Genomic DNA, 16,947 nt, shown 5'->3' on the forward strand with positions numbered 1-16,947 from the left:
GCTGGTAGGAATCGTCCAAATGACGCATCGTGAAAAGGCTCTCGGTGAAGGTGTCAGCGCCGCGCATCATGTGTCCGTGTAGTTGCTCAACAATTAACGTTTCTCAGGGGCTCGGCGTGGACCTAAACATGGGAGTATTTCAGCAGCCTGCTAAGGCCACCAACACGGCGCAGTCCACCACTTGGCCCATATCGCGTGTGCGCGCCTGCCGCGCATCCAGCAACACCTAGGGGCAGGGGCTCATCCAGTGGGTAAGCGCGCCAAGCTTGCAGGCTGACATTCAAGCTCTCGGCGCAGCCACTGAGCTGATGTCTCCCATGCGCGTGAAAATGGTCTTTGGCTTGTCACAATAAGCAGATGCACTGAAAGTCCCCCATGCGGGGACTGCTCCTCATGGCAGAGCACGAGCGGGCCATGGGGACACCCATGTAAAGGGCAGGGGGTGCTGATCTGTGCCGCTCAAGCCTGGGCTGTGTCCGTGCGGAGAGTAGTAGCCTGCGCATACACCAGCTGCTCGATTTGTTCGCACAGTTTTTCGGGCTCGAAGGGCTTGAGCATCAACACGTTCAGTCCCGATGATTCAAACCGTGCCAGATCTTGCTGGTTCACATTGGCAGTCAAGCCGATAACGGGTGTACGGGCCACCCTGGGGTCTTGGCTAGCTCGCAATGCTTGTGTGGCTTCGATGCCGTCCATGTGCGGCATCACCATGTCCATGAACACCAGATCGTGGTGCATCTCTTGCAGGGCTTGCACGGCTTTTTGCCCATCTTCAGCTTCGCACACGGTGCAGTGGGGCCATGAGCGTTCCAGCACCAGGCGCAACAAGAATCGATTCACTGAGTGGTCGTCGACCACCAAAAATGCAGTGGTAGTGAGGTTGACTGCAAGGCTCGTACGCTGTCGCGGTCTGCAGGCTCCAGTGCGGGCACTGGTTGCAACGACAAGGTGAAACTAAACGTGGTGCCTTGGCCTTCGTGGCTTTTCACACTGATCTGGCCGCCCAGCATTGACACCAGTCGCCGCGAGATCGACAAGCCCAAGCCGTTGCCACCATAGTGGCTTTGGGTGTGGGCCGTGCCTTGGTGAAAGGTTTCAAAGATCAGCGCTTGCTGGCTGGCGGGGATACCGATCCCCGTGTCTTGCACTGTAAACACCACACCTGTTGGGCCCCTGTGCACACTCAACTTGATTTGACCGTGGTGGGTAAATTTGATGGCGTTGCCCAGCAGGTTCATCAGCACTTGCGTGAGGCGATGCCGGTCAGTTTCAACCCATTCGGGCACGTCATGACACGTTCGCTAAAACCGTTAAAAATCAATACGTTGGTGCTTTTAAATTTGGGAAATTCACTATTATTAATTTTTTAAAAAATTATTAAATACACGGCACCATGGAGCGCCCGGGTACCATGCCCGAGATAGGCTATCCGATCAACCACTCTCCCCAAACCCGTCCGCCAGCCCACTCCTTAAGTGATCCACCAGGGCCGTCACAGCCCGGGGCACATGCGGTGCATAGGGGCGAATGGCATAAATGGTTTCGGCAAACGCCCCCACGGGTTTCCAGCCCGGCAACACGCGCACCAGTTTGCCCTGCCGCAAGGCCGCCTGGGCGCTGAAGTCTGGCATCAGGGCAATGCCCGCGCCCGTTAGCGCGGCTTCGCGCAAGGCTTCGCTGTTGTTGGCTGCAAAGTTGCCTGTCACCGGCACAGTGATGCGCTCACCAACGTCTGAAGGCTGGCGCGGCTCGAATGCCCAGGCTGGGGTGTCGTGTGAGCGGGGGTAGTGCAGGCAGTTGTGCGCCTGCAGATCGGCGGGCGTTTGCGGCTCGCCCTGTTTGCGCAAGTAGGCCCGGGTGGCCACCAGCACCGACTCGGTGTCACACAGCGTCCAGGCCACATGCGTATCGGGCGGGCGGGCTGTGTGGCGAATGGCCAGGTCGTAGCCTTCGGTGGCCAGCGCACTCAGGCGGTCAGACATGTCCAGCTCTAGGCGCACCTGCGGAAAGTCTTTCAGAAAATCGGCCAGCAAAGGCACCAGTTGCTGCCTGGCCAGGGCCACGGGCGCGGTCACCCGGATCAAGCCACTGGGTTGCTCGGCCAGATCGCGCACTTGGGCAAAGCTTTGCGCGATCTGCTCGAACGCAGCGCGGGTGTCATCCACCAGCCTTTGCCCGGCTTCGGTCAGCCGAACGCTGCGGGTGGTGCGCTGCACCAGGGTGACTTTGGCTGCCCGCTCCAACTCGGCGATGCGCTGGCTCATCGCGGCCTTGCTCACGCCCAGCCGGGCAGCCGCTGCCGTGTAACTGCCTTGCTGGGCCAGCACGCTCAGCCAGTGCAGATGCGTCCAGAGGGCGCTGATTTTTTGCTCTTCCATCTCCAGATTGTTCACTATTTTGAACAATCAGTTCAGGCTTTGGCCCTTGCGGGGGCTGGCGGGGGTGCCTACACTGCACGTCAGGTCAGCCATGAGGCAGAACCCTTTGCGCCCAATGGCGCGTGCCCACACCACCCACGGAGCCACACATGAGCATCACGAACATCGGTCATTACATCAACGGACAGATCGCCCAAGGCGCATCGGGCCGCAGCCAGCCTGTGACCAACCCGGCCACCGGGGCCGTGACTGGCCAAGTGGCTTTGGCCAACAGCGCCGAAGTGGCCAAGGCCGTGGCCGCAGCGCAAGCGGCGTTTCCCGCTTGGGCCGACACCCCGCCCTTGAGGCGCGCCCGGGTGATGTTCAAATTTTTAGAGCTGCTCAACCTGCACAAGGACGAGCTGGCGCACATGATCACCGCCGAACACGGCAAGGTGTTCACCGATGCGCAAGGCGAAGTCTCGCGCGGCATCGACATCGTGGAATTTGCCACTGGCATCCCGCAGCTGCTCAAAGGCGACTTCACCGACCAGGTGTCGACAGGCATCGACAACTGGACCCTGCGCCAGCCCTTGGGTGTGGTGGCGGGCATCACGCCGTTCAACTTCCCCGTGATGGTGCCCATGTGGATGTTCCCGGTGGCGATTGCGGCGGGCAACACCTTCATCTTGAAACCCAGTCCGACCGACCCAACGCCCGCCCTGTTCATGGCCGAGTTGCTGAAAAAAGCCGGCTTGCCCGATGGCGTGTTCAACGTGGTGCAGGGCGACAAAGAAGCTGTGGATGCCCTGTTGGTTCACCCTGACGTTAAAGCCATCAGCTTTGTCGGGTCCACCCCGATCGCCAACTACATCTATGAAACCGGCGCCCACCACGGCAAGCGCGTACAAGCCCTGGGTGGCGCCAAGAACCACCTGGTCGTCATGCCCGATGCCGACATCGACCAGACCGTGGACGCGCTGATCGGTGCCGGTTACGGCTCGGCCGGCGAGCGTTGCATGGCCATTTCGGTGGCCGTTCTGGTGGGCGATGTGGCCGACAAGATCATTCCAAAGCTGATCGAACGCACCAAGGCACTGCAAGTGCTGAACGGTGAAAACCTGGCCGCCGAGATGGGCCCCATCGTGACCGACGCGGCGCGTCAGCGCATCAAGGGCTACATCGACATCGGCGTGGCCGAAGGCGCCAAGTTGCTGGTCGATGGCCGTGAGTTTGACGGCGCCAAAGCCGGTGCCGGTTGTGACCAGGGTTTCTGGCTGGGCGGCACGCTGTTCGACAACGTGACCACCGACATGAAGATCTACAAAGAAGAGATTTTTGGCCCGGTTTTGTCCTGCGTGCGCGTGCCCGACTTTGGCACCGCAGTGCAGATCATCAATGACCATGAGTTTGGCAACGGCGTGAGTTGCTTCACGCGTGATGGCAACGTGGCGCGCGAGTTTTCTCGCCGCATTCAGGTGGGCATGGTGGGCATCAACGTGCCGATCCCGGTACCCATGGCCTGGCATGGCTTTGGCGGCTGGAAGCGTTCGCTGTTTGGCGACATGCACGCCTATGGCGAAGAGGGTGTGCGTTTTTACACGAAACAAAAATCCATCATGCAGCGCTGGCCCGAGAGCATTGGCAAAGGCGCCGAGTTTGTGATGCCCACGGCCAAGTAAAAGTGGCTGATCAGGGGGACAGCTTTGGTGCCGCATCCGGGCTCCAGGCTGTCCCGCTTGGCCTCATCAGTCGCTTCGCGCCAGCAAATCGGCCAACCGGGCCAGCACGGAGCCCGGACGCTGAGTTAGCGGAATTGTTTCAGCAGATACGCAGGCACAATCGTCGACTTAAAGAGACCGGTCACCACATGAACGAAAACACCTTCGACTACATCATCATCGGCGGCGGCACGGCGGGGTGCCTGCTGGCCAATCGCTTGAGCGCCGACGCCAGCAAACGCGTATTGCTGATCGAGGCGGGCAAAAAAGACGATTACCACTGGATTCATATTCCCGTGGGCTACCTGTATTGCATTGGCAACCCGCGCACCGACTGGATGTACGAGACCGAGCCTGCCGCAGGTCTAAATGGCCGCAGCCTGCGCTACCCGCGTGGCAAGGTGCTGGGCGGGTGCAGCAGCATCAACGGCATGATCTACATGCGCGGGCAGTCGCGTGACTATGACCAATGGGCGCAGCTGACGGGCGACGACGCATGGCGCTGGGACCAAACGCTGCCCTACTTCAAGCTGCACGAAGACCATCACAACGGCGCCAACGAATTTCATGGGGCCAAAGGGGCCAAGTCTGAACTGCTGGCGCCCACCGATTTGCCCAAAGGCAGCTACCTGCATACCTTGCGCGGGCGCAACACCGGCGGTGAATGGCGCATCGAAAAGCAACGCCTGCGCTGGGACGTGCTGGACGCGTTTTCGCAAGCGGCTCAACAGGCGGGCATTCCGGCCACCGACGATTTCAACCGCGGCGACAACGAAGGCGTGGCCTATTTTGACGTGAACCAGCGCGATGGCTGGCGCTGGAACACGGCCAAGGCTTTTTTGCGCCCCACCTGTTATTCGCGCCCCAATTTTGAGCTGTGGAACAAGGCCCAAGTGAGCCAGTTGACTTTGGAAACCCAAGCCAATGGCGAGCAACGCTGCACTGGCGCGCGGGTCTGGACGGGTGTGGAGATGGTCGAGGTCACAGCCACGCAAGAAGTGATCTTGAGTGCAGGCAGCATCGGCTCGGCGCAAATTTTGCAGCTTTCTGGCATCGGGCCTGCGGCTTTGCTCAAGGACAAAGGCGTTGCTGTTGTCCACGACTTGCCGGGCGTGGGCGCCAATTTGCAAGACCATTTGCAAATTCGCTCGGTCTACAAAGTCAAGGGGGCCAAAACCCTCAACACCCTGGCCAACAACTGGTGGGGCAAAGCCCTGATCGGCATGGAATACGCGCTCAAGCGCACTGGCCCCATGAGCATGGCCCCCAGCCAGTTGGGCGCGTTCACCAAGAGCGACCCATCGCAGGCCCACGCCAATCTGGAGTACCACGTCCAGCCGCTGAGCCTGGACGCCTTTGGCGAGCCGCTGCACAGTTTTCCGGCCATCACGGCCAGCGTGTGCAACCTGAACCCGACCAGCCGTGGCACGGTGCACATCACAAGCCCGGACTTCAACCAGTCCCCGGCCATTGCCCCCAACTACTTGGCCACCGACGAAGACCGCAAGGTGGCAGCCGACAGCCTGCGGGTTACTCGCCGCATCATGGCGCAAGCGGCCATGGCGCCGTTTGCACCCGAAGAGTTCAAGCCTGGGGTGCAGTACCAAAGTGACGAGGAGCTGGCCAAACTGGCCGGTGACATTGCCAGCACCATCTTCCACCCGGTGGGCACCACCCGCATGGGGCGTGACGATGACCCGATGGCGGTGGTGAATTCACGCCTGCAAGTGCGGGGCGTGGCCGGCCTGCGCGTGGTCGATGCGGGCGTGATGCCCACCATCACCAGCGGCAACACCAACAGCCCGACGCTGATGATTGCCGAAAAAGCCGCGCAATGGATCGCCGAAGACTGCGCGCGTCACGGCTTGAGCAACTCCAGCGCCTCAAGCCATTTGCAGCACTTTGCTCTGCGACAAACCAGCTCAGGGATTTCCCGATAATCGGGAAATCCCTGAGCCCAATGACCCTCCCGGTCACTTACATTGTCATCACTCGATGCAAAGTAATACTTGCATCCCGAGGGCCGAGGAGACAACTCAAGCCAGAAAACTCGAACATCAAGCAACATCCGAACGAGGTGTACTTTTCAAGCGTCGCGCAAGCGGCGCTTTTTTTGCCTGTCAGCTAACGCCACAATGCCACAATCCCCCACATGGAATTACTGATTGTTTCGCTGGCCTCGCTGCTGGCAGGGCTTGTAGACGCGATCGTGGGCGGCGGCGGCCTGATCTTGCTGCCCGCACTGTTCGCCACTTTCCCGGGCGCCCCTCCCGCCACCTTGTTTGGCACCAACAAAAGTGCCTCGATCTGGGGCACCGCTTTTGCCACCGTGCAATACAGCCGCAAGGTGGTCTTGCCCTGGCGCTCTTTGCTGCCCGCAGCAGGGGCTGGCTTGCTGGGCTCTTTGGTAGGGGCCTGGGCGGTCACGCTGGTCGATCCTTCCTTGTTTCGCAAGGCCTTGCCCTTCGTGATGGCCTTGTTGCTGGCCTACACCTTGGTCAAAAAAGACATGGGGCATAGCCATGCGCCACGTTTTGCCGGCAAGCAAGAGGCCTGGATTGCCGCAGGCATCGGGTTGGTGATCGGTTTTTACGATGGCTTTTTTGGTCCGGGAACCGGCAGTTTTCTGGTGTTCGCCTATGTGCGGCTGCTGGGCTATGACTTCTTGAATGCCACGGCCTCGGCCAAATTGATCAATGTGGCCACCAATTTTTCTGCGCTGGTGCTGTTCGCCATACAAGGCCATGTGTGGTGGCATCTGGCACTGGCCATGGCCGTGTCCAACATCGTGGGCAGCCTGATCGGCACCCGCCTGGCGCTCAAGCTCGGGTCGGGCTTTGTGCGTCAAGTGTTCATGCTGGTGGTGCTGGCTTTGATCTGCAAAACCGCTTACGACACCTGGCTTCGCTGAAGAATCGTCAACGCAAACGCCACTTGATTTGTCCGGCGTACTGCGCCAATGCCACGCCCAGCAGGGTGACGCCTGCCCCAGCGATTTTGGTCAAGGTGTATTGCTCGCCCGACAAAGCCCAGGCAAACAAGCCGGCCATCGGCGGCATCAAATACATCAGCGGCGCCGAGCGGGCAACGCCGCGCACGGTATTGATCCAGCCCCAGGCCAGCCAGCCGACAAAGGCCGACACCATGATGGACCAGAACAAGCCCACCCAGGCCCAGAAATCAAGCACGGACCACGGCGCATTCAATCCTGCAGGCAACGACAACAGCATCACCGGCAAACCGCCCAGCAAAGTGGCATAGCCCATGGTCAGCACAGGGCCGTGCCGCTCCATCACGGGTTTGACCGCCACGGTGTAATAAGAAAAGAGCCCCGCTGCAACCAACAAAACCAGATCTCCGCCGCCAGCCTGCCAATTGCCGCCCAGCAACTTGTCGGACAAGAACATCAAGACCCCGCCAAATGCCAGCGAAACACCGGCCATTTGCGGCAGGCTCAGCCGCTCAAGACCCTGTACACGCAGGATCAGCAGGGTAAAAATCGGCCCGCAAGCCAGGATGACCGAACTCGAAAAGGCCGTGGACCAGTGAATGCCGTAAGTGACCAGCCCCACATGCAAGGAGTGGCCGATGAAACCCAACCAGGCCATGTGCAGCCAGTCCTTGCGTGGCAATGGGGGCAACCAACGCCCAAAACGCCAGCGCATGAGAAAAAGCGCGCACACCGGCATGATCAGGTAGCGGGCCCAGAGAAATCCACCCGGAGAAATCAACCCGAACAAATACTTTTGCAAGGTGAAATTGCCGCCCCAGATCACGACCAGAACCAGGGCAACGGCCAAGGCGCGTTGGTCAAATCGGTGAAGCGGGGCGCTGTGGGGCATGGTGGACTATTTTGGACCCGTCTGGCGCATCAGCTTGTCACACGGGCAGCATGCTGGCGCAAAAATACCTTTTGCACCGTTCGCCATTTCAGTCTTCGACCACCACAGGCACTCGTTGGGCCAGCGCACACATCAACTCGTAGCCCACAGTCCCTGCGGCCTGCGCCACCTCGTCGATGCTGAGCACGGCACCGTTAGCAGCCTTCCCCCACAGCGTGACGCTGCTGCCCACCCCGGCGTCGGGCAGGCCTGTCAGGTCCACCGTCAGCATGTCCATGCTGACGCGGCCCACAGTTCGGCCCCGTGTGCCATCGATCAGCACGGGTGTGCCCGTTGGGCAGATGCGCGGGTAGCCATCGGCATAACCGCAGGCCACCACACCAATGCGGGCAGGTGCATCGGTCACAAAACTCGACCCGTAACCCACACTCTCCCCTGCTTGCAGATGCTGCACAGCGATGATTTTGGCGTTCAGACTCATGGCGGGTTGCAACTGCCAGTGTTCGGCGCTGTGCTCCGGAAAGTCAGGCGAGCTGCCGTACACGGCGATGCCGGGGCGGATCCAGTCGGCCTTGACCGCGCCGTCCTGAGCGTGGCGCAAGGTGGCTGCACTGTTGCTCAAGGATCGTTCGCCGGGCAGGTCACGGGTGGCTTCTTCAAATCGGGCCATTTGTGCAGCAATGCCTTTGGTGCCATCGGCATCGCTGAAATGGGTCATCAGCGAAATCTCGTCCACCTGTGGCAAGGCGTTCAGCCGCGTCCAGGCCGAGCGGTAACGCTGCGGCGCAAAACCCAGGCGGTTCATGCCCGAGTTCATTTTGAGGAACACCCGGTGCGGCTCGTGCGTCTTGTGCAGCGCCAGCATGTCGATCTGTTCGTCGCAATGCACGGTGTGCCACAGGTGCAACCTTGAGCACAGCTCCAGGTCGCGGGCCTCAAAGGCGCCTTCGAGCAACAAGATCGGTCCACGCCAGCTCAGCGCGCGCACCCGCTCCGCCTCGGCCAGGTCCAGCAGGGCAAAACCATCGGCACCACGCAGTCCTTCAAACGCCCGCTCAATACCGTGCCCGTAGGCATTGGCCTTGACCACCGCCCAGGCCTGAGCGTCGGGTGCCGCTTGACGGGCACGGGCCAAGTTGTGGTGCAGGGCTTGTGTGTGAATGGTGGCTTGTATCGGGCGGGGCATGGAAAAGAGGGCCAAAAGGGCCATTGAAGTATGCCAGCTTCATCGGCCCCCAAAAGCATGAACTCCGGACAGACCCCACGGCCTGCCCCCCGATCAGTGGGCTTTCAAAAAATCGCCCACTTCCAGCAACACGAGGTCGATGTGGCCGATCTTGTCGGCACGCTGGCCGGTCGTGAATTTGCCGCTGACCTGCAAATCCGACGGGGCATCTGGGTGTGCGGGGACCGTGCTCAAGGCAGGCAACACGGCGTGTCCGGCCAAGATGGCTGGGAACGCGGTTTGCGCGGCGGCGGGCACCGCCCATGCAGAGGCCGTGACCAGCAACATCGTGGCGACAGCGGTGTTCAGGTGGCGGGGGAATAAGGCGTTCATGGCAAGGTCCTGCTCGGGTTTAAGTTGAACTGATCTTAAAAACCAGCCATGAAGCGCCCGTGACGCCGCCATGACGAAAACAAGTCAGTCGACCTGTGTCCAGACTGGAAAAAAGACCCTGCTCAGACCCAGAACTACAGGGGGAAACCCCGCCAGACCTCACCCGGGAAGGGCCATATAAATGCTTTACACTGATCCGTTGCTTGTCAACCCCGCGCATTCCGCCTGAACCCTTCAGGCGCTGGCTGAACCCTGTAATCCATGGAAGTTTTTCAGTTTTTGATGCCCATCTTCACCGAATACGGCTATTTGGCTGTGTTCGTGATGCTCTTGGTTTGTGGTTTTGGCGTGCCTATTCCCGAAGACGTGACCCTCGTCACGGGCGGCGTGATCGCAGGGCTGGGCCACGCCGATGTGCACACCATGTTTGCCGTGGGCATGGCGGGCGTCTTGATTGGCGATGGGTTGATGTTCACGCTGGGCCGGCTCTACGGCCAGCGCATTTCCAAATTGCCCGGTTTTCGCAAAATCCTGACCCCCGAGCGCTTTGCCAGCGCACAAGATGCCTTTCATAAATACGGCAAATGGGTCATGTTCGTGGCCCGCTTTTTGCCCGGCCTGCGCACCCCGGTCTTCTTTTCGGCAGGCATGAGCCACCGTGTGAGTTTTGCCACCTGGTTCTTGATGGACGGCTTTGCCGCCCTGATCAGCGTGCCGATCTGGGTGTACCTGGGTTACTTTGGTGCGCAAAACTGGGATTGGATGTTCGCGGTGCTGCGTCAGTTTCAGCACGGCATTTTTGCCCTGCTGGGACTGGGCGTGGTCTGGCTGGGCTGGCGCTGGTGGCGCAAGCGCCAAAGCGGCAAAGCCTCTGACGCACCAGGCGATCCGTCCTGACACCCTCTTTCATGGGCCCGTCATCCCCCAAAAGTCTGGCTGTTGCCGGACTGCTGCTGAACGCCTTTGTCTGGGGCGTGTGCTGGTGGCCGTTCAAACAACTCGAAGCCCAAGGCCTGCACCCGCTGTGGGCCACAGCTTTGGTCTACGCCTTTGTGTTCGTGTCCATCGCCTTGTGGCTTTGGCGCAGCGGGCAGTTGCTGAGCTGGCGGGGCCACCCCGGGCTGTGGCTGTTGCTGCTGGCCTCGGGCCTGACCAATGTGGGCTTCAACTGGGCCGTCACGGTGGGCGATGTGGTGCGCGTGGTGCTGCTGTTTTATTTGATGCCCGCCTGGTCGGTGCTGGTGGCCTGGTGGCTACTGGGTGAAAAACCGAGCCAAATGGCGCTGCTGCGCCTGGTCATGGCAATCACGGGCTTGTTCATCGTGCTCAAAACCCCCGAGACGCCCTGGCCCATGCCCGAAAGCCTGGCCGATGTGCTGGCCCTCATGGGTGGCCTGACCTTTGCCATCACCAACGCTTTGCTGCTCAAGCTCAAAGACACCCCCAGTTCATCGCGCACGCTGGCCATGTTTGGTGGCGGGGCGGTCATGGCGACATTGGCCGCCATGGCCGGGCTGGCAACCGGCGTTGTGGCCGCTGGCCAGGCGCCCACCTGGGCCTGGTTGCCACTGGTGGCCTTGCTCGGCATCTCCTTTTTGTTTGGCAACCTGGCGCTGCAATACGGCGCGGCCCGCCTGGCGGCCCACACCACAGCCCTGGTCATGCTGTCCGAGGTGCTGTTTGCCAGTGTGTCCTCTGTCCTGCTGGGCGCATCGGAGTGGGAAAGCCGCACCCTGCTGGGTGGCTCGCTGATCTTGCTGGCGGCCTTGCTGTCGGTGGTCGGTCCGGACCACAAAACCGACTGATCGGCCACCACACTGGCATGATGCCAACCAGACACCACAACCCCGGAAAGCACCCCATGAGCCTGTATGACCTAGAAGCCCTTGGCATCGACAACCAGCCCGTGGCCTTGTCCCGATTCAAAGGTCAGGTGATGCTGATCGTCAACACCGCCAGTGCCTGCGGCTTCACGCCCCAGTTTGGCGGTTTGGAAAAGCTGCACAAAAGCTACGGCGACAACGGTCTGGCAGTTCTGGGCTTTCCCTGCAACCAATTCGCCAGCCAGGACCCGGGCGACGATGCCCAAATTGCCAACTTTTGTCAGAAAAACTACGGCGTGAGCTTTCAGATGATGAGCAAGGTCAAGGTCAACGGCGAACACGCCCACCCGCTGTACCAATGGCTCACGGCAGAAGCCCCAGGCATTCTGGGCAGCAAAGCCATCAAGTGGAACTTCACCAAATTTTTGGTCGGCCGCGATGGACGGGTGATCAAACGCTATGCGCCGCAGGACGCACCAGAAAAGATGGCCAAGGACATTGAGGCGGCGCTGGCGGCAACTTGATGGTGGTTTGACAGCAGGCGACTGGGTCAGCCCCTGGACAATGTCCTGAAAGAATTCCCAACGGGTCTGTGTAGACCGCACGCCCGCTCAGCTCCCTCGGCTCAGGCCCACCAAGTCAGCACCACCAGCCACACCAACATGGCCGCAGCACCCCACATCAGAAGCCTGGTGCGCAACTGCAGCACATCGACGGCGCTGACCAGCCGGGCATTTTGTTCAGCCAACTCGGCCAGAGTTTCGGTCAGCTCGCGCTGGGTTTGGGCTTGGAGGTCGATCTGGCCTTGCGCGGCGATCAGGGCATTTTTGAGTTCACCCAGGCTCGGCACCTGGCTTACCGGCGTTTGCGTGGCGGGGGTTCCTGCTTGACCGGGTGGCTGAGAGGACTGTCGGTCCATCAACTTGCGCGCGGCCCTGAGCACCGTGGGAGCGTGTTCGATCACATCGCCCCATGGAATCACTTTGAGCGCCATCAGCCAAGGTATCGCCATCGTCTTGTCCTTTCTTTGCGCTTTACATGCGCCGTCTACCATCCGTTTTCAATACTACCCCTGCGGGCATTTCGGTGCGGCCTGACGCAGGTCTTGCCAGATGGGCAAAAGGACTTTGTTCAGCTCGCAGCAGGGTGATTGAACACCACGCGCACCGAACTGGTCCTTGCCGATCGCTTTGCACGCTTCGGTTCCGTGGATACTTGCCTGTCCAGCCATTGAAACGCTCACCAGGTAATCCCCATGCTCCAACTTCGCCCCAATTGCGAATGCTGCAACCGCGATCTGCCGCCTGCTGCACCGAATGCACGGATCTGCTCTTTTGAATGCACCTTTTGCGCCGAATGCGCCGACACGCGCTTGCATGGCATCTGCCCTAATTGCGGCGGTGAACTGGTGCGTCGCCCGGTTCGGCCTGCAGCCAAGCTGCTGAACAACCCTGCATCGACAGAACGGGTGTTCAAGCCGCAGGGCGGTCCTCCACTGGCTTGATCGCAGGGATGGCCACCCCACTCACCATTTACCGCGTCATCACCCTGCGCGATTCGGCTTGGGCTAGGCGCGGGATTTCAGGCGGCTGTTGAAGCGGTGGTCATTGGCACATCTATCAACAAAGTCGGCGTTGCTCATGCAAATGCACCCCATCCAGATATTGCGCCAACAAGTCAATGTCCCCATCGCGCACATTCAGACTGTTAAATACCGCTTTCCACTGCGCCACCTGACTGGCGATTTTGGCCACGGTCTGCCGAGCTTGAGCGTCCGTCAACCCAAATGCACGCGCCTCTGACAGCGCATTCCCGATACTGGCCTCGTGACCGAGGGCGCCCACGCGCATTTGCTGATAGCCCAAGCCGTGCGCAGCGGGCAGCACATCGAAAGCAGGAGACAGCGCATAAAAGCCATCAGCGCCACGCACCAGTGCATGGTTCTTTTCATGATCGTCAGTGTTGTCGATCAAGATATTGAACACCATGCGCCTGAACAACTCTTGCTGTTGTGCACGCACTTGATCGGGCCGCCCCAATCGGCGAATCAGTTGCGCCAGTTCGGGGTAACCCATGGCCTCGCCTGCGGCCCGCAGCGCCACATGGGCCGATTGCACATGCAAGCGCTGGGTGCCGTTGCGGTCAAATCGCCGTACAGCCACCGTATGGCCTTGTGGCAAAGGCAACGCCAAGGTGTCTGCCGTTTGAATGCCGCAAAGGCGGGCCAGCTGCATGCTGGCGTGTTCGATCAGTGGCGAATCCAGCTCACCCGCTTCAGAAAACTTGACGACCCAAGACGCGCCATCGATCTGCATCAGCGACTTGGGCCTCGCACCGCCCATGGACACCCCGGGTTGCAGCAAGCGGCGTTGCTGCTCGTTAACGGCTTCGCCCGCCATCACGCGCTGAACCGCACGGTGCATGTCAGCCAGGCCGTCAAATGTAGGTATGGCTGCAGTGGGGGCAGGCACATACACCTCCATTTGCAAGGAGACGCCCAATGCACCAAACCTGTCATCGCCTGCAAAGTACAAATATTCCAGCAAAGACAAGCGGGCGGGCCGCTCTATCAATCGGATGACCCTTTCGCCCCATTGGTCGGGCCGGGCATCGTCCACCGCACCGGCAGCCGTGTCGCGCTCGGCAGGCAGCATCAGGCCCATTTGCAAGGGCAGGTCTTCGCTCAAAGCAAAGCCTTGGGGCGAAGCGATCCATGCGGGGTCGTAACTCAAGGCCACCTTGCGGCGCTGGTCTTGCAGGCTCAAGGTGCCGATGCGCTGAGGCGCACCCGGGTCGGCCAGCCACCACAGGCTCATGCTGTCCTGTACTTGATAGGGATGGCTCACAGTGCTTGCTCCTGTTTGCGCGACAGGCGTTTACCGCGTTGGCGCACCGCCTCGATGTCTTGCTCCAGCGCGTTCAGGTCTTGCGCGGGGACTGCCACTTCGGGCAAGGCCGCGTGCCGGCCCATGAGCCACAGCGCTGTGGCGTACACGCCCATGCCGACCGAGGGGTCGCCTTTTTCCATGCGGATGAGTGTGGGCACCGACACCGCCATGCGGCTGGCCCAAGCGCGCAGACTTTCCTTGCGGCGCTGACGGGCCAGCGCCAGGTTTTCGCCCAAATCCCTCAGCGCTTTGGCGGCTGAGGCAGGCAGTTGGTATGCGGCAAGAGACGGCTTCGGCATAACACAAACTTTAACATACGATAAATTTTGTGTCTTTTTGCGTTAGCCAGCTGAAGTGCTGATCGCCTCATCCAACAACTCCACCCAATGCCGCACGGGCAGGCCGCTGCCACTTTGCAGATGGGTGATGCAGCCGATGTTGGCGCTTAAAACACCCTGAGGCTCCAGAGCGTTCAGGTGGCCCAGCTTGCGGTCACGCAACTGTTTGGACAGCGCCGGGTTGAGCACGCTGTAAGTGCCGGCCGAGCCGCAGCACAAATGCGACTCGTTGGCAGTGACCTTGATCTGAAAGCCCAGATCGCCCAAATGCTTTTCGATTCCCCCCTTGAGCTGCTGGCCGTGTTGCAGCGTGCAGGGCGGGTGGTAGGCCTGAAGGCCTGCGGCTTGCAGGGCTTGGGGCTTGAGTTTGGGTTGGAGCAGCGGCACCAGCTCGGGCAGCAGCTCACTCAGGTCGCGGGTCAAGGCGCCGATGCGGGCGGCTTTGTCGGCATAGGCCGGGTCGTCTTTCAGCGCGTGGCCGTAGTCTTTGACCATCACCCCACAGCCTGAGGCATTCATCACAATCGTCTCGACTTCGCCACTTTGCACCAGCGGCCACCAGGCGTCGATGTTGGCGCGCATATGGTCCTTGCCACCTTCATGGTCGTTCAGGTGAAACTTGAGCGCACCGCAGCAACCGGCTTTGGGCGCGGTCACGGTCTGGATGCCACAAGCGTCCAGCACACGCGCGGTGGCGGTGTTGATGTTGGGGCTCATGGCGGGCTGCACGCAACCCGCCAGCATCAGCACCTTGCGGGCATGCTGCGCGGTGGGCCAGGCACCCGCGTTTTGAGGCGCAGGCACCTTGGCCTTCAGGCTGGCTGGCAACAAACCGCGCACCATCTGACCCACCTTCATGGCGGGCGCAAACAGGGGCGAAGGCAGGCCTTCCTTGAGGGCCCAGCGCAACAGTTTTTCACTTGCAGGGCGCTCGACCTTGGCGTCGACCAGTTTGCGGCCGATGTCGACCAGGTGGCCGTACTGCACGCCGCTCGGGCATGTGCTCTCGCAGTTGCGGCAGGTGAGGCACCGGTCCAGGTGCATCTGGGTTTTGCGGGTGGGCGTTTCGCCTTCAAGCACCTGCTTCATCAAGTAAATACGGCCACGCGGGCCATCAAGCTCATCGCCTAACAGTTGGTACGTTGGGCAGGTGGCTGTGCAAAAGCCGCAGTGCACACACTTGCGCAAGATGGCTTCGGCTTCGAGGCCTTCAGGGGTGTTCTGGTATTCGGGGGCGAGCTTGGTTTGCATGGTGGTCGTCCCGGATCAAATCGGTTGCAGTCGGCCGGTGGCGAAAACGCCTTTCGGGTCGAACTGTTGCTGCAGTTGTTGTTGAATGCGTTGCTGCACCGCATCAAGCGGGGTGCTCACGCCTGCGGCCTTGTCGACCGCGGCATGCGCCGCACTGGCGCGGAACAAGCTGGCGTGCCCCCCCACCGATTGCGCCAGTTCGCGCAAGGCCACCGCCGCAGAAGAGGGCGCCCACAACCAGCGCTGGGCGCCATGCCACTCTGTGTAAAAGGGGTAAGGCAAATCGGGGACCGGCGCGGTTTGAGGCACCGACAAACGCCACAAGCAGACATCGGGGCCAGGGGCTTCAAAAAAAGCCAAGCTTTGATCGCCACTGGCGCGCCAGTCTTGCGCGGCTTCTGCGTTGTCCATCTGCTGAACTTGCGCGCCCAGCCCCAGCGCATCGGCGCCCATCTTGACCGTGGCCGACTGCACCGCCGCCGCCGCGCCGCGCAGGCGCACAAACAAATAATCGGCGATCGGCTGAGCCGTGGTGTCACGCACCCAGGCGCTGGCGTTCAGGGGCAAGGGCTGGCCGCCCCAACGGTGCAGCAAATCGAGCGCCGGGCCTTGGGCCAAACCGGCGATCATCAAGCTCGCTTCGGCCGGGGCCACGGGCAAGACCTTCAGGCTGACCTCGGTGATCAGACCCAGCGTGCCCCAGCTGCCAGCCATCAGGCGGCTGACGTCGTAACCAGCCACATTCTTCATGACCTGTCCACCAAACGTGAGGTGCTCGCCCAGACCATTGATGAAGCGAGCGCCCAAAACGTAGTCGCGCACTGCGCCGACCGTGGCGCGGGCTGGACCACTCAGACCTGCGGCCACCATGCCGCCCACCGTCGCGCCTTCGGAAAAATGCGGTGGCTCAAACGCCAGGGACTGGCCTTTTTCGGCAAGGGCCGCTTCCAGCTCGGCCAATGGCGTACCGCAGCGCACGGTCACCACCAGCTCGCTGGGCTCATAGCTCACGATGCCGCGATAGCCCCGGGTGTCAAGCACCTCACCCGTCAGGCTGTGGCCCCAGAAGTCTTTGGTGCCACCACCACGCAGGCGCAAGGTGCGCCCCTGTGCAGCCGCAGCGCGTACGGCGTCGATGAGGGAATTGAGTTCAGCGTCCATGGGAATGG

The 16,947-nt window shown here is 61.0% G+C and carries 18 protein-coding genes; 7 read left to right on the forward strand and 11 right to left on the reverse strand.

Translation table 11 applies throughout. The features are described from left to right. Window positions 1-459: 459 nt before the first annotated feature. The 3 genes from B9Z45_RS03785 to B9Z45_RS03795 form a co-directional block, all read right to left on the reverse strand. Window positions 460-840 (reverse strand): response regulator, encoded by a 381-nt coding sequence (locus B9Z45_RS03785; protein WP_158270373.1) that lies wholly within the window; start codon window positions 838-840, stop codon window positions 460-462. Then, window positions 837-1,286, reverse strand: coding sequence for an ATP-binding protein (locus tag B9Z45_RS03790; protein WP_108405909.1), 450 nt, complete (start codon window positions 1,284-1,286; stop codon window positions 837-839). The genes B9Z45_RS03785 and B9Z45_RS03790 overlap by 4 nt, the downstream gene beginning before the upstream one ends. 147 nt (window positions 1,287-1,433) lie before the next feature. Beyond that, window positions 1,434-2,378 carry a LysR family transcriptional regulator gene (locus tag B9Z45_RS03795; RefSeq protein WP_108405910.1) on the reverse strand — a complete coding sequence of 315 codons (945 nt, stop codon included), beginning with the start codon at window positions 2,376-2,378 and terminating at the stop codon, window positions 1,434-1,436. Window positions 2,379-2,527: 149 nt separating this feature from the next. Between B9Z45_RS03795 and B9Z45_RS03800 the strand changes: the two genes are divergently transcribed. From B9Z45_RS03800 to B9Z45_RS03810, 3 genes are all read left to right on the forward strand, one after another. Further along, window positions 2,528-4,039 carry a CoA-acylating methylmalonate-semialdehyde dehydrogenase gene (locus tag B9Z45_RS03800; protein ID WP_108406008.1) on the forward strand — a complete coding sequence of 504 codons (1,512 nt, stop codon included), beginning with the start codon at window positions 2,528-2,530 and terminating at the stop codon, window positions 4,037-4,039. A 188-nt stretch (window positions 4,040-4,227) separates the two neighbouring features. Beyond that, a complete protein-coding gene (locus B9Z45_RS03805; protein ID WP_108405911.1) occupies window positions 4,228-6,018 on the forward strand; it encodes a GMC family oxidoreductase in 1,791 nt (596 codons plus the stop codon). Window positions 6,019-6,230: 212 nt separating this feature from the next. Beyond that, window positions 6,231-6,989 (forward strand): TSUP family transporter, encoded by a 759-nt coding sequence (locus B9Z45_RS03810; RefSeq protein WP_108405912.1) that lies wholly within the window; start codon window positions 6,231-6,233, stop codon window positions 6,987-6,989. 7 nt (window positions 6,990-6,996) lie between these two features. Here B9Z45_RS03810 and B9Z45_RS03815 read toward each other — a convergent pair whose 3' ends face one another. From B9Z45_RS03815 to B9Z45_RS03825, 3 genes are all read right to left on the reverse strand, one after another. Further along, window positions 6,997-7,920, reverse strand: coding sequence for a DMT family transporter (locus B9Z45_RS03815; protein ID WP_108405913.1), 924 nt, complete (start codon window positions 7,918-7,920; stop codon window positions 6,997-6,999). 88 nt (window positions 7,921-8,008) lie between these two features. Beyond that, window positions 8,009-9,106, reverse strand: coding sequence for an alanine racemase (gene alr, locus B9Z45_RS03820; RefSeq protein ID WP_108406009.1), 1,098 nt, complete (start codon window positions 9,104-9,106; stop codon window positions 8,009-8,011). 93 nt (window positions 9,107-9,199) lie between these two features. After that, the gene (locus B9Z45_RS03825) at window positions 9,200-9,478 is read right to left on the reverse strand and encodes a hypothetical protein (protein ID WP_370445802.1); all 279 of its coding nucleotides are present in this window, start codon (window positions 9,476-9,478) and stop codon (window positions 9,200-9,202) included. A gap of 261 nt (window positions 9,479-9,739) precedes the next feature. Here B9Z45_RS03825 and B9Z45_RS03830 point away from each other — a divergent pair, with 261 nt between their 5' ends. The 3 genes from B9Z45_RS03830 to B9Z45_RS03840 are packed head-to-tail and all read left to right on the forward strand — an operon-like array spanning window position 9,740 to window position 11,825. Beyond that, the gene (locus B9Z45_RS03830; protein ID WP_108405914.1) at window positions 9,740-10,375 is read left to right on the forward strand and encodes a DedA family protein; all 636 of its coding nucleotides are present in this window, start codon (window positions 9,740-9,742) and stop codon (window positions 10,373-10,375) included. Window positions 10,376-10,386: 11 nt separating this feature from the next. Then, entirely contained in the window at window positions 10,387-11,283 is an 897-nt protein-coding gene (locus tag B9Z45_RS03835) for a DMT family transporter (RefSeq protein WP_108405915.1), read from the forward strand. Between the two features lie 56 nt (window positions 11,284-11,339). Further along, the gene (locus B9Z45_RS03840) at window positions 11,340-11,825 is read left to right on the forward strand and encodes a glutathione peroxidase (RefSeq protein WP_108406010.1); all 486 of its coding nucleotides are present in this window, start codon (window positions 11,340-11,342) and stop codon (window positions 11,823-11,825) included. A gap of 101 nt (window positions 11,826-11,926) precedes the next feature. Here the strand turns inward: B9Z45_RS03840 and B9Z45_RS03845 are convergent, their stop codons facing one another. Then, window positions 11,927-12,313, reverse strand: a complete 387-nt coding sequence (locus B9Z45_RS03845) for a hypothetical protein (protein ID WP_233252063.1) — start codon at window positions 12,311-12,313, stop codon at window positions 11,927-11,929. A 243-nt stretch (window positions 12,314-12,556) separates the two neighbouring features. On the opposite strand from B9Z45_RS03845, the gene B9Z45_RS03855 reads away from it, so the two are divergent. After that, complete coding sequence (locus tag B9Z45_RS03855; protein ID WP_108405917.1) at window positions 12,557-12,805, forward strand: DUF1272 domain-containing protein; 249 nt, start codon at window positions 12,557-12,559, stop codon at window positions 12,803-12,805. A 115-nt stretch (window positions 12,806-12,920) separates the two neighbouring features. On the opposite strand, the gene B9Z45_RS03860 is transcribed toward B9Z45_RS03855, so the two are convergent. The 4 genes from B9Z45_RS03860 to glcE are packed head-to-tail and all read right to left on the reverse strand — an operon-like array spanning window position 12,921 to window position 16,939. Then, window positions 12,921-14,147: a type II toxin-antitoxin system HipA family toxin gene (locus B9Z45_RS03860; protein WP_233252064.1), complete on the reverse strand. Its 1,227-nt coding sequence runs from the start codon at window positions 14,145-14,147 to the stop codon at window positions 12,921-12,923. Further along, on the reverse strand, window positions 14,144-14,488 hold the full coding sequence (locus B9Z45_RS03865) for a hypothetical protein (RefSeq protein WP_108405919.1): 345 nt from the start codon (window positions 14,486-14,488) through the stop codon (window positions 14,144-14,146). Before B9Z45_RS03865 ends, B9Z45_RS03860 begins: the two co-directional genes overlap by 4 nt. Window positions 14,489-14,530: 42 nt before the next feature. Then, the gene (glcF, locus tag B9Z45_RS03870; RefSeq protein ID WP_108405920.1) at window positions 14,531-15,778 is read right to left on the reverse strand and encodes a glycolate oxidase subunit GlcF; all 1,248 of its coding nucleotides are present in this window, start codon (window positions 15,776-15,778) and stop codon (window positions 14,531-14,533) included. Between the two features lie 15 nt (window positions 15,779-15,793). Then, window positions 15,794-16,939, reverse strand: coding sequence for a glycolate oxidase subunit GlcE (gene glcE / locus B9Z45_RS03875; RefSeq protein WP_108405921.1), 1,146 nt, complete (start codon window positions 16,937-16,939; stop codon window positions 15,794-15,796). Between the last annotated feature and the right edge of the window lie 8 nt (window positions 16,940-16,947).

Source organism: Limnohabitans sp. 2KL-17, from assembly GCF_003063415.1.
Lineage (GTDB): Bacteria > Pseudomonadota > Gammaproteobacteria > Burkholderiales > Burkholderiaceae_C > Limnohabitans_A.